Source organism: Spongiibacter sp. IMCC21906 (assembly GCF_001010805.1).
Taxonomy (GTDB): domain Bacteria; phylum Pseudomonadota; class Gammaproteobacteria; order Pseudomonadales; family Spongiibacteraceae; genus Spongiibacter.
In genome coordinates, this window is record NZ_CP011477.1 from 122454 (window position 1) to 134927 (window position 12474).

Here is a 12474-nt window from a genome sequence, read left to right on the forward strand (position 1 = left end):
AATTTACACCGACAGGTAGGCCCTGATCTTGTCGGTATCAACCTGATCCCTCAGATCTTCATGAATAAAATTGCCCTTATCAATTACAATTACCCGGTCAGCAATGGCCATGGTAAAACTCAACACCTGCTCAGAAACGATAATAGTGATATCCCGAAGTTTTTTAATTTCATTAAGAACATTGGCGATGTCTTTAATAATTGACGGCTGAATCCCTTCGGTTGGCTCATCAAGCAATAACACTTTGGGATTGGTCACCAGTGCTCGAGCAATAGCTAACTGCTGTTGCTGTCCCCCTGACAGGTTGCCACCCTTGCGCTTACGCATGTCTTGCAACACGGGAAAAAGCGCATAAATATCATCGGGAATTTTTTTAAGCTTGGAGACAGCCATACCCGTTTCAATATTTTCTTGCACGGTTAAATTTGGAAAAATCATTCGTCCCTGAGGTACATAAGCGATACCGCTTTCTACGCGCTGATAACTTTCTTTTTTGGTTACATCTGCCCCATCAACCGAAATGCTACCTTCCGAAACAGGCAACACCCCTATTAACGATTTAAATAAAGTGGTCTTCCCCATGCCGTTGCGGCCCATAATTGCCAATGTTTCGTTTTTAGGCACGTCAAAGTTTAAGCCGTGAATGACTTCACTTTGGCCGTAGCTTACCTTTAAGTTTTTAACATTCAGCATGTTGGTGTTCCTCTAAATATTCTCTAGCCTGTTTGGCGAAATGTAGATTTTCTCTATTGCTAAGCTGATTCATGAAGTTCGCAGTCTTCTCGTCACATTCTCGCGAGGTTGACTAATTCACTTTGTAGCACTGGATCCCGGATCATGTCCGGGATGACTCACTACTCAGTTTTAACTTTAGTTCAATGCCATTCCTGTTCTACTCGGCAGCCCGAAATCAGCTGCGCAATTGACTAATTCACTCCGTTGCGCTGGATCCCGGATCATGTCCGGGATGACTCAGGATTCAGTCTTGGCTTTGACCCTATGCCATTCCTGTCCTACTCGGCAGCCCGAAATCAGCTGCGCAATTGACTAACTCACTTCGTCGCTCTGGATCCCGGATCATGTCCGGGATGACTCACTACTCAGTTTTAACTTTAGTTCAATGCCATTCCTGTCCTACTCGGCAGCCCGAAATCAGCTGCGCGATTGACTAATTCACTTCGTCGCGCTGGATCCCAGATCATGCCCGGGATGACTCAGGATTCAGTCTTGGCTTTATTCCTATGCCATTCCAGCTCTACTCGGTAGCCCGAACTCAGCTTTGCGATTGACTAATTCACTCCGTCGCGCTGGATCCCGGATCATGTCCGGGATGACTCAGGATTCAGGTTTGGCATTGGCCCTATGCCATTCCAGTCCCACTCGGCAGTCTGAACTCAGTTGCGCGATTGACTAACTCACTTCGTCGCGCTGGATCCCGGATCATGTTCGGGATGACTCAGGATTCAGGTTTGGCTTTCCTCCTATGCCATTCCAGCTCTACTCGGTAGCCTGAAATCAACTGCGCGATTGACTGTCTCACTTCGTCGCTCTGGATCCCGGATCATGTCCGGGATGACTCAGAATTCAGCCTTGGCTTTGACCCTATGCCATTCCTGTTCTACTCGGTAACCGAAATCAACTGCACGATTGGCTGTCTCACTTCGTCGCGCTGGACTTCGAATCAACTCCGGGTAACTCCATATTTGTCTTCAACTCTGAAGTAACGTCATACCGGGCTTGAACCGGTATCCAGAAACGGGCTAACAGTTGGCACTAATGTCCCAGATACACCTCGATCACTTTAGGATCTTTTTGCACTTCATCCATGGGGCCTGCCGCCAATATTTTGCCTTGATGTAATACCGTTACCTTGTGGGCAATACGGGCAACAAACTCCATGTCGTGCTCAATCACCAACACCGAACGTCCGGCACTGATCTTGTTTAACAGCATCGCGGTTTGCTCCCGCTCTTTTACGCTCATCCCTGCGACAGGTTCATCGAGCATCAATAACTCAGGGTCTTGAATCAGCAACATGCCAATTTCCAACCACTGTTTTTGTCCGTGGCTGAGCAGTGCAGACTCGGTATCCAGAAAATCTTCCAGCATGATTTCCTTAGCAACCGCCAATACCTTGTTGTGAACCGTCTCATCCCGTTTAAAAACCAGCGAGCCAAACACGCCCCGGCCTTCTGGATAAGACACTTCTAAGTTTTCATATACCGTCAAATTTTCATAAATTGAGGGTGTTTGAAACTTACGCCCCACGCCGGCCCGAACAATTTCGTGCTCAGCCAGCTTGGTTAGCTCTTTGTTCATAAACTTAATGCTGCCAGACGTGGCTTTAGTTTTACCGCAGATCAAATCCAACACGGTGGTTTTACCGGCCCCATTAGGGCCGATCACCACGTGCAGTTCATTTCTATCCAGATAAAAATTAAGGCTATCCACTGCCTTAAAGCCATCAAAAGACACCGTCAAATCTTCTACTGAGAGGGTGAAATCTGTATTTGTAGTCATTGCCGACACCTTTCAGAAACTGTTTGATACACAAGAGCGTTTATAGACTAGTTGCTACCTTCAAGCTTGCCTTCACTTTCTGAGCTAGCTGACTTCTTAAACAGCCCCGTAATAAAACTCAGTCGATTCTTAAGGTGATGACCATAGTCTTCCCACAAACCTGCCAAGCCATTGGGGAAGAACATCACCACCGCAATAAACAAGCCGCCCATGAGGAACAACCAAAGCTCTGGGAAGGATTCTGAGAAAGCCGTTTTACCAAAGTTAATCAGTAAGCAACCATATACCGCGCCAATCAGGGACATACGCCCGCCAACTGCAGCAAAGATAACCATTTCGATGGAAGGCACAATGCCGACAAACGACGGTGACATGAACCCAACTATCAGGGTGAACATGGCGCCGCCAATGGCCGAGATCATCGCCGCCACGCAGAAGATAAAGATTTTAAAATTAGCGACGTCGTAACCGGAAAATCGCACTCGATCTTCTTTATCTCGCATAGCCAATAACAGGCGTCCAAACTTGCTGGTCAAAATAAACCGGCCGCCCATTACCACCGCCAATAACAAGAAGCAGTTGATATAGTAGAACAGGGTTTTGGCACTATCGCTGGTGATATCCCAACCATTCAGAGTGCGGAGATCGGTAATACCGTTAATGCCACCGGTGTAGCCCTGCTGGCCCACAATTAATACGGTAAGAATCAGCGAAATAACCTGAGTGATAATGGCAAAATAGACCCCACCTACTCGACGCTTAAACATGGCCACACCAATCAGGTAGGCAAATATTGTCGGTATCACCAGAATGGCAAGCAAAGTAAATGTGAAGCTATTAAACGGTTCCCAAAACCACGGCAGTGATGTGATTTGGTTCCAATCCATAAAGTCGGGAATGCCCGGCGTAGACTGAATCGCAGTGTTTTCGGGTGAGGATGCTTCCAGCTTCAGAAACATCGCCATGCCATAACCACCCAGGCCGAAGAAAATTCCCTGTCCCAGGCTCAGCGTACCGCCATAGCCCCAGAGCAAAACCAAACTGACTGCAGGGAAGGCGTAGGTCAGATACTTCGCCACCAAGTTTAAGCGGAAGGCATCTAACACCAGCGGAAACACCACGAGGATAATGGCGGCCAAAATCGCAAAGGCGATCGTGCCACTTTTACCGCCCATCAATTTTTCATAAAAGAAGCTCATAGAACTCTCCCAAACATACGTCGAAAGCGGAGAAAGGCGCGCATTAACGGCGCACCTTGCTGGCAAACAAACCTTCCGGCTTGAACATCAAGATCAATACCAAAGTGAACAAGGTGAAGACCTTGGCCATAGAGCCACTGATAAAGAACTCCAGAATGGACTGAGCCTGGGCGATAGAGAATGCCGAGGCGATTGTGCCAAGCAGACTTGCCGCACCACCAAACACCACCACCATAAAGGTATCGACGATATAGAGCGCCCCGGTGGTCGGACCAGTAGAGGCAATGGTTGTAAATGCAGCGCCAGCGACACCGGCGATACCGCAACCCAAAGCAAAGGTATAGCGGTCTACCTTTTTAGTGTTGATTCCGACAGCACTACTCATTAAGCGATTTTGCGTTGTCGCCCGAACCTTTAAACCCCAATCGGATTTAAACATGAGATAAAAAACACCAAGGGTAATGAACAACGTAAGTCCTAAAACAAACATACCGTTGATAGGAATATCGATCATATCGGTAGGCTGCACCGACCCCATCAGCCAGTCTGGCAGTGTCGGGCTAACCTCGCGGGCACCAAATATGGAGCGAAAACCCTGCTGCATAATCAAGCTCAAGCCCCAGGTTGCCAGCAAGGTATCCAGCGGCCTTTTATAGAGAAATCGTATGAGTGCAAACTCGGCGATGTAGCCCAATATCGCCGAAACAAAAAACGCGGCGACAATGGAGAAGAGAAAATAGTAAGGCAAAAAACCGGGAAAATATGTCTCGGTCAGGGTAGAAAGCAAATAGGTGGTGTAAGCGCCGGCGGCCATGAACTCGCCGTGGGCCATATTGATTACACCCATCTGCCCAAAAATAATGGCCAGCCCTAAGGCCATCAGCAAGAGAACGCTAAACAAACTAATGCCTGCAAATCCTTGCATGGCAAATATCGCGCCCAACTCGTTATATGTATAACCAAACATGATGGCGTCTCCCTAGGTATATCGGCTTGCAATGGGAATGAAGTCTTAGAAACGTCATTTTGAGCTGAAAGCCAGGCTCTTTATGATGCGTCAAGTTAAATACGTTTGATGTTTCTGGATCCCCGCTTGCGCGGGGATGACTGAGGTTTTACTTAGCTAAACAGTCTGTTGATATCGCCGACCACCATAAATAAAGCCTGGAGGTCGACGACAAACACTTACTGGTAGCCTTCTGGGAATGGATCTGGCTCAATCAGGTCAGAGGTAAAGACCACTTCTGCTTGGCCATCTTTCTTCCATTTAGCGACACGTGCCTTGCTCCACAAGTGGTGATTGGGATGCAGTTTCACGTAGCCTTCTGGTGCCGTCGTCAGCTCGATATCGCCTTTCTCTGATACCGCAACCACTTTATCGACATCGAAAGAACCTGCTTTTTCTACCGCGGCTTTCCACAACCAAGGACCAAGATAAGCCGCCTGGGTTACGTCACCGATGACGCTGTCATCGCCCCACATTTCCTTAAACGCTTTAACGAAAGCTTTGTTGTTTTCGTTATCCTGACTTTGGAAATATTTCATGATGGAGTAAAAACCTTCGAGGTTCTCACCGCCAATACCCAGCACTTCGTCTTCAGTAACCGAGATGGTCAACAACGTTTGTTTCTTAGCCGTGATACCCGCCGCTTTCAACTGTTTGAACCAGGCAACGTTACTGCCACCCACCACCGCTGCGTAGATCACATCAGGCTTTTTCAAACGGATTTTGTTGATAACGGAGCCGAACTGGGTATCGCCCAACGGCTTGTATTCTTCACCCACAACCTTGCCACCCAGCACGTTTTCAATATGCTTACGGGCAATTTTCATAGAGGTACGTGGCCAGATGTAATCCGAACCAATCAGGTAGAAGGTTTTAGCGCCCTTCTCTTTAGCTACCCAATCCAAACCTGCAAGAATCTGCTGGGTCGCTTCCTGGCCGGTATAGATTACGTTGTGAGACTGCTCAAGCCCTTCGTAAAAAGTAGGGTAGTAAAGCAAGCCATTTTCTTTCTCAAAAACCGGTAGTGCCGCTTTACGAGAGGCCGACGTCCAGCAGCCAAACACTGCCGCCACCTTATCATTCACCAACAGCTTGCGGCTTTTTTCAGCAAAGGTTGGCCAATCACTGGCACCATCTTCCTGAATGACTTTAATTTGACGGCCCAATACGCCGCCCATTTCATTGATCTGCTTAATGGCCAGCTTCTCGGCTTCTTGTGCACCGGTTTCACTGATTGCCATGGTGCCGGTCAACGAGTGTAAAATGCCCACGGTGACTTCATCGTCTGTCACTGCCAAACCGGTGCTATTCACCTCACTTGCAAAGGACAGCTGAGATGCCAGCAATGCCCCAACGGGCAGTAAACTCAAAGCCCTGAGGAGCTTACGGCGCCCCCAACGGCTATGATCTTTTTGATCGCGCATATTGTTGTCTCCTAGGATTAACAAGGTCAGATGTCCTGAGCCAGAACACTGCTAGTCTCTATTTGTGCAATCAATAAAGACATTCGCCGGATGCTCCCCCCAATTACGTCAGATGACGTATATCGCTAACCACCCCATTCACCACTCACACCTAGCACCAGCTTCGTTATCCCAGATACCCCTACTCCTCCGTCATTTCGAACGCTTACTTCCACCCCCGTCATCCCGGACGCACTTACCCCTCCGTCATCCCGGACGCGATAGCGAGCCGGGATCCAGTTACTCGGTGGCATGTTTTACCCTAGGCAGATATTCAAAGTGCGGTGGTTTACTGGATACCGGCTCGGGGGCCGGTATGACGACAACGGGGTTACCGACATGCAGAAAGCTTTGCCCAAACTTTCTCAGTATCTCAGACACCCCCACCCCCACTTTCCTCATCCCGGACACGCTGAACCCCACCTTCGTCATCTCGGCCACACTTACTCCCCTCGTCATCCCGGACGCGATAGCGAGCCGGGATCCAGTTGCTCGGTGAAATGTTTTACCCCAGACAGATATTCAAAGTGCGGTGGTTTACTGGATACCGGCTCGAGGGCCGGTATGACGAAATAAAACCAATGACCCGCAACCTTCGTTATCCCATACGCGCCGATCCCCACTTTCCTAATCCCGGACGTGCTAACCCCCACCTACGTCATCTCGGATGCACTCCCCCTCTGTCATCCCGGACGCTATAGCGAGCCGGGACCCAGTTGCTCGGTGAAATGTTTTACCCCAGACAGATATTCAAAGTGCGGTGGTTTACTGGATACCGGCTCGAAGGCCGGTATGACGAAACAAAACCAAGGGCCCGCAACCTTCGTTATCCCAGATACCCCTACTCCTCCGTCATTTCGAACGATTACTTCCACCCCCGTCCTCCCGGACGCGCTGATCCCCACCTTAGTCATCTCGGATGCACTTCCCCCTCTGTCATCCCGGACGCGATAGCGAGCCGGGATCCAGCTGCTCCGGGGAATGCTTTACCCCAGGCAGATATTCAAAGTGCGGTGGTTTACTGGATACCGGCTCGGGGCCTGCCCCGGCCTACGAGCCGGGGGCCGGTATGACGACAACGGGGTTACCGGCATGCAGAAAGCTTTGTCCAAATTTTCTCAGTATTTCAGATGCCCCCATCTCCACTTACGTCATCCCGGATGCACTCCCCCTCTGTCATCCCGGACGCGATAGCGAGCCGGGATCCAGCTGCTCCGGGGAATGCTTTACCCCAGGCAGATATTCAAAGTGCGGTGGTTTACTGGATACCGGCTCGAGGGCCGGTATGACGACAAAAACCAAGGGGCCGCAACCTTCGTCATCTCGGACGCGCCGATCCCCACCTTCGTCATCTCGGCCACACTTACTCCCCCCGTCATCCCGGACGCGACAGCGAGCCGGGATCCAGCTGCGCCAGGTAATGCTTTACCCTAGACAGATATTCAAAGTGCGGTGGTTTACTGGATACCGGCTCGGGGGCCGGTATGACGAAATAAAACCAATGTCCCGCAACCTTCGTTATCTCGGACGCGCTTACCTCCCACCTACGCCATCTCGGACGCACTTCCCCCTCGTCATCCCGGACGCGACAGCGAGCCGGGATCCAGTTACTCCGTGGCATGAGGCGGTGTATGCAAAACCCAAACATGGTTCGGCTTTTGCAGTAATCCTCACAAGATAGTGGCCATAATTCGATCTTAGCTGGGCATAAGCCAGGCAGGGATCTAACCACTTAACGACAAAAATTAGCTTCCATTTTATTTATCGAGGGAGCCTGTAACTCGCCAAAGCTCAGGCACATCTTTTTTTATGACTAAGCAGCGCCAGAACAATGCCCCCGCATCTCCCCCGGCGCAGCAGCGCGTATTTCGGGTGCGGCGCAGCTATAACCGCTGGGTAGCAAACCAAACCCTGGAAGATTACGCGCTGCGCTTTACTGCAAAAAGCGCCAGAAAATGGTCGCCTTCACGGGTTTCTCATACCGCATTAGGGGCTATTTCTTTCTTAGCATTGGAGGCTATTGGCGGGGCTATCACGCTGAGCTACGGCTTTAGTAACACCGTGGCGGCAGTGATGGTGGTCGGGCTAATTATCTTTTTGACGGGCCTGCCAATTTGCTATCACGCCTCAAAACAGGGCGTAGATATTGATCTGCTCACTCGTGGTGCAGGGTTTGGTTATATCGGCTCCACCATCACTTCACTTATCTATGCGTCGTTCACGTTTATTTTCTTTGCCATCGAAGCCGCCATCATGGCCTTGGCGCTGGAACTGACCCTGAACATTCCCTTGGAATACGGCTACTTCATCAGTGCGGTGGTGGTTATTCCGCTGGTGACCCACGGTATTACCCTGATCAGTCGCTTTCAGGTCTGGACCCAACCCCTGTGGGTTGTGCTGCAATTACTGCCGCTGATATGCATTGCTTTTCAGGCTGACGAAGCCATGAGTAATTGGACCAATTTCACCCCCGCCGGTCAGTCATCTGGCTTTAATCTGCTCGCTTTTGGCGCAGCCTCGGCGGTCATTCTGTCGCTGGTCGCGCAAATTGGTGAGCAAGTCGATTTTCTCCGCTTTTTACCCCACCAAGACAAACCCGATATGCGTTGGTGGCTGTCACTAATTGCCGCTGGTCCCGGTTGGATTATCAGCGGCATTATTAAAATTCTGATCGGTTCGTTTTTAGCGGTACTCGCACTGCAGCATGGCATCCCGATAGAAGAAGCCTCTGACCCTAACCGAATGTATCTGATTGCATTTAGTTATCTCAACGGCAGCCCTCAATTGAGCCTGTTGTTGGTAGGCGTATTCGTGGTGTTGTCGCAGCTTAAGATTAACGTTACCAATGCCTACGCGGGATCAATTGCCTGGTCCAACTTTTTCTCTCGCCTTACCCACAACCATCCTGGTCGAGTGGTCTGGCTGGTCTTTAATGTCGCCATTGCTTTGTTATTAATGGAACTGGGAATTTACCGGGTACTGGAAGAAATTCTCAGCGTCTATTCCATTATTGCCTTGGCCTGGGTGGGTTCATTGGTTGCCGATCTGGTTATTAATCGTCCTCTTGGGCTTCGGCCTAAAACCATGGATTTTAAGCGCGCCCATCTCTACGACATCAACCCAGTGGGAGTAGGCTCGATGATCATCGCCTCTACCCTGGGATTTATGGCGCATCAACATCAGTTTGGCGAAATCGCCCAGGCATTGGCCTCGTTCATCGCCCTTGGCAGCACCTTTATCACCGCACCTCTTATTGCCTGGATCACCAAAGGCAAATACTACATTGCCCGAGAGCCGGTAATATTCAGCGACCGCAAAGATATGCGTTGCTGTATTTGCTACCATCATTTTGAAGTGGAAGACATGACCCATTGCCCGGCCTATGCCGGAGCTATTTGCTCGTTGTGCTGCTCGCTGGATAGTCGTTGCCACGATATGTGCAAGACCAACTCGCGCTTGGCCGAGCAGCTCACCAGCACGTTAAGCTTTCTGTTACCTACCAACTGGATCCGTATACTCAACACCCGAATGGGCCATTTTCTGGGTCTGTTTTTGCTGAACAGCTTTATGATCGCCGGGGTATTGGGGGTGGTCTATGTACAGATCACCATTGATGAAGGCATGGACGGTGCCGCCGCAGCCAGCGCGCTAAGCAATGTCTTTTTTATTCTGCTGATTGTTTCCGGCGTACTCGCGTGGATGTTTGCCTTAGTCCATGACAGTCGCCGGGTCGCGCAGGAAGAAACCCAGCGACAGACAGAGTTGTTGACCACCGAAATTGAAGCCCACATCCAAACCGACCTAAAACTGCAACAAGCCAAGGAAGCAGCGGAAGCCGCGAACAAAGCCAAAAGCCGCTACCTAACCGGGATCAGTCACGAGCTGCGCTCACCGCTAAATGCCATATTGGGTTACGCCCAGTTATTGGAAAAAGACCCCGCCATTCCCCGCAATCGCCAAGAAGCACTTAGCGTCATTCGCCGTAGCAGCGAGCACCTTGCCGACTTGATTGAAGGACTGCTGGATATTTCCCGCATAGAAGCGGGGCGTCTCGACTTGGCCAGCGGCAACGTTCATCTCGGCAATCTGCTCGACCAAATCGTGAGCATGTTTCAGATGCAGGCCCAAAGCAAAGGGATTCGCTTTCAGTTTGATCGTAAAACACCACTACCCGAAACCGTCCGCACCGATGAAAAACGGCTGCGGCAAATTCTGATCAACCTCATCTCCAATGCCATTAAATACACCCACCAGGGCAGCGTGGAATTTACCGTCAGCTACCGCAATCAAGTGGCAGAATTCTCCATTCGCGATACCGGCGAGGGCATTGATAAAGACGATATGGAACGGATCTTTCGCCCCTTTGAACGAGTCCGCAAAACCGGCGCGGTACATGTTGCTGGCACCGGGCTCGGTCTCACTATCACCCGGCTGCTCACCGACATTATGGGCGGTGACTTGAGCATTAGCAGCCAACCGGGGCAAGGCACCCACGCCAAGACGATGTTAATGCTACCCAGCAGTAATAAGCTGACCAGCACATCCCCCGCCGAACGCAAAATATGGGGATATCAGGGCGAGCAAAAAACCGTGTTTGTTGTCGACGACGAACCCAGCCACCGCGGCTTACTCAACGATATATTAACGCCCCTAGACTTTGACGTAATACAAGCCCCCGACGCTGAAACCTGCTTAGATATGCTGAGCTACTTTGACAATAAACCACAAATTTATCTGCTGGATATTTCCATGCCCGGCATGAGCGGCTGGGAATTAGCCCAGGTACTGAGAAGAGACAATCCCGCTGCTTGTATTATTATGATTTCTGCAGACGCTATTGCCGAGCCACCGCCAGAAATTTCCCCGCCGCCCCATAGTGCCTATTTGCTGAAACCCGTGCGCATGGTGGAGCTGCTGGACACCCTCGCCAACCACGCTGGTATTCAGTGGATATACAAGGCAAGCGATACGCCTCCGGCGGCCACACAAAAAGCCAAGGAAAACACACCCTCCATACGGCAAACCTTAACCGAAGAGCACCGCGCCGAACTATTGCGCCTCGCTAAAATTGGTTACACCAAGGGAATAAAAAATTGTCTGGAAAAATTGGAAACCGAGTACACTGCAGCACCGGAATCTCTCAGCCAGTTACGCATTCTGGTCAACAGCTTCCAATACAACGCCGTCATCAAACTACTGGAGGACGAGGTAGCGTGAGTGTGGTTAAGCGCAAAAAAGATGTGGTACTGATAGTCGACGACTCCCCGGAAACCCTGGGGATGCTTAACGACACCCTGGACGAAGCCGGTGTGACAGTGCTGGTTGCACTCGAAGGTAATCAGGCCCTGACCATCGCCGCCAACATCACCCCAGATGTAATTTTAATGGATGCGCAAATGCCCGTTATGGATGGCTTTGAAGCCTGTCGGCAAATTAAAGCCAACCGGGATTTAGCCCACATTCCCGTTATTTTTATGACCGGCCTTAGCGATACCGAAAGCATTGTTAAAGGCTTTGAAGCGGGCGGCGTAGACTACATCACCAAGCCCATTCGAGGCGAAGAACTCATTGCCAGAATGCGCGTGCATCTGAGCAACGCCAGACTCACCCTTAGCGCCAGACTCGCGCTAGACTCGGCAGGACAGTATCTGATTTCCGCCTCGCCAACCGGCAACTTACTCTGGGCCACCCCGCAAGCCTATCAACTGTTTGAAAACGCCGGGCTGGATGAAGACTGGCTGGCCAGCGAACTCCCCACCCAGTTACGACAAGTACTTGCGCCCCACTACAACAAAGAAAAAAGTCTCAAGCTAAACGCCGGCAACAAGCCGCTGGAAGTACGCTACATCAGCCAAACCGAACCCGAAGAATTTTTACTGCAAATCATCGACCTTGAACGACCCAGTGATATTGAAATGCTCCGGGCCGCCCTACCCGTCACCGAGCGAGAAGGTGAAGTCTTACTGTGGATCGCCAAAGGCAAAACCAATCGGGAAATAGGCACCATCCTCGGCACCAGCCCCCGTACCGTTAACAAACATTTAGAACAATTGTTTAAAAAACTGTACGTAGAAAATCGTACCGCCGCCGCCATTATTGCCCTCAAACACCTGCAAAACTAAATGCTTTCCTTAGGCCAATGAATGGAGATTGGCGACAGTTGCAAGGAAACATATTGTTCGGAGGGTTATGTACTCCGTAACACTGGATACCGGCTCGGAAGCCGGTATGACGGCACGATAGTTGTGACGGTAAACTTTCGCCATCCCAGACACGCCTGCCTCTC

At 50.5% G+C, this 12474-nt stretch carries 7 protein-coding genes; 2 read left to right on the forward strand and 5 right to left on the reverse strand.

The window, feature by feature from the left end; translation table 11 throughout:
• Nucleotides 1-3: 3 nt before the first annotated feature.
• From urtE to urtA, 5 genes are all read right to left on the reverse strand, one after another.
• Entirely contained in the window at nt 4-693 is a 690-nt protein-coding gene (gene urtE, locus IMCC21906_RS00555; protein WP_047010526.1) for an urea ABC transporter ATP-binding subunit UrtE, read from the reverse strand.
• Between the two features lie 1080 nt (nt 694-1773).
• Complete coding sequence (gene urtD, locus IMCC21906_RS00560) at nt 1774-2520, reverse strand: urea ABC transporter ATP-binding protein UrtD (protein ID WP_047010527.1); 747 nt, start codon at nt 2518-2520, stop codon at nt 1774-1776.
• Between the two features lie 47 nt (nt 2521-2567).
• Complete coding sequence (gene urtC / locus IMCC21906_RS00565) at nt 2568-3719, reverse strand: urea ABC transporter permease subunit UrtC (RefSeq protein ID WP_047010528.1); 1152 nt, start codon at nt 3717-3719, stop codon at nt 2568-2570.
• Nucleotides 3720-3762: 43 nt separating this feature from the next.
• Nucleotides 3763-4686 (reverse strand): urea ABC transporter permease subunit UrtB, encoded by a 924-nt coding sequence (gene urtB / locus IMCC21906_RS00570; protein WP_047010529.1) that lies wholly within the window; start codon nt 4684-4686, stop codon nt 3763-3765.
• 218 nt (nt 4687-4904) lie between these two features.
• Entirely contained in the window at nt 4905-6149 is a 1245-nt protein-coding gene (gene urtA, locus IMCC21906_RS00575) for an urea ABC transporter substrate-binding protein (RefSeq protein ID WP_047010530.1), read from the reverse strand.
• 1848 nt (nt 6150-7997) lie between these two features.
• Between urtA and IMCC21906_RS00590 the strand changes: the two genes are divergently transcribed.
• Both IMCC21906_RS00590 and IMCC21906_RS00595 read left to right on the forward strand, forming a co-directional pair.
• Nucleotides 7998-11405, forward strand: coding sequence for an ATP-binding protein (locus IMCC21906_RS00590; RefSeq protein ID WP_047010533.1), 3408 nt, complete (start codon nt 7998-8000; stop codon nt 11403-11405).
• A complete protein-coding gene (locus IMCC21906_RS00595) occupies nt 11402-12310 on the forward strand; it encodes a response regulator transcription factor (protein WP_047010534.1) in 909 nt (302 codons plus the stop codon). The genes IMCC21906_RS00590 and IMCC21906_RS00595 overlap by 4 nt, the downstream gene beginning before the upstream one ends.
• Nucleotides 12311-12474: the final 164 nt, after the last annotated feature.